General features: G+C 57.1%; 1 protein-coding gene. It reads right to left on the bottom strand.

All coding sequences use genetic code 11. The annotated features are described in order from the left end of the window. Nucleotides 1-39 precede the first annotated feature (39 nt). Nucleotides 40-1,127 (bottom strand): IS3 family transposase gene (locus PA6_RS22260; protein WP_115287883.1). Its coding sequence is split into 2 segments (ribosomal slippage): nucleotides 40-875 and nucleotides 875-1,127, totalling 1,089 coding nucleotides; the frame shifts between segments, so codons are not numbered across the junction. Nucleotides 1,128-1,197 lie beyond the last annotated feature (70 nt).

The following is a 1,197-nucleotide window of genomic DNA, read 5'->3' as shown; positions in this document are numbered from 1 at the left end:
GGTAATCCCCCCATTTTTAGTACTCACCAGAAGTAGAGGTCAGGCCGCGAGGGCCAACTTCTGTTTGGGGGTGATGCCTCCCAGGGCCATATTTGGTCGCTCATGATTGTATGTCCAGATCCATCGTGTGGCGTGTTCTTGCACCTCAGCGATGGACTCGAACAGGTAATGCCCCAGCCAGTCGTAACGTACCGTGCGGTTGTAGCGTTCGACGTAGGCATTCTGCTGGGGATTGCCGGGCTGGATATGTTCTAGGCGGATGCCATGCTTCTCTGCCCACAGCACAAGCTTGCTGCTGATGTATTCCGGGCCGTTGTCACTGCGAATCGACCGGGGTTTTCCACGCCATTCGATCACCTGATCCAGCGCACGCACCACCCGCTCTGCCGGCAGTGAGAGGTCTATATCCATGGCCAGGGCTTCGCGGTTGAAGTCGTCGATCAGGTTAAACAGGCGGAAGCTGCGACCGTCTGCCAGTTGGTCATGCATGAAGTCCATCGACCAACAGTGATTGATCGCCTCCGGCACAGCCAGAGGCTCGGGCTTCTCACGCACGATGCGTTTGCGCGGCTTGATTCGCAGGTTCAGCTCCAGCTCGCGATAAATCCGGTACACCCGCTTGTGATTCCAGCGGTGGCCTTTCACGTTGCGCAAATACAGGAAGCACAGGCCGAACCCCCAGTTGCGCTGGTTGTGCGTAAGCCGGATCAGGTGGTCGGCGATCTCGGCATTTTCCGAGGACAACCGTGGCTGGTAGCGATAGCAGGTGACGCTAACCCCGAAGGCCTGGCATGCCAGCTTGATGCTAGCTCGACCAGAGCGAACTGCACGCTGCGCCATCTCTCGCCGCCGAGATGGCTTCACCACTTTTTTGCCATCGCTTCCTGGATGATCTCGGCCTTCAGGCGCTCTTCGGCGTACATCTTTTTGAGGCGACGGTTCTCATCCTCCAGTTCGCGTAGCCGGGCCATCAATGAAGCGTCCATGCCACCGAACTTGGCGCGCCACTTGTAGAAGGTTGCCGAACTGATGCCATGCTCGCGGCAAAGCTCAGGGACTGGGCTGCCGGCTTCGGCCTGCTTGAGGATAGCGATGATCTGGCTGTCCGAAAAACGCGATGTCTTCACGCAAAATTTCCTTGATCCGATTAGGAGAAAATTCTACTTCTGACGAGTACTGATTTCAGGGGGGATTACC

Source organism: Aquipseudomonas alcaligenes NBRC 14159 (assembly GCF_000467105.1).
Classification (GTDB): Bacteria; Pseudomonadota; Gammaproteobacteria; order Pseudomonadales; family Pseudomonadaceae; genus Aquipseudomonas; species Aquipseudomonas alcaligenes.
This window is presented reverse-complemented; position numbering and strand designations above follow the sequence as displayed.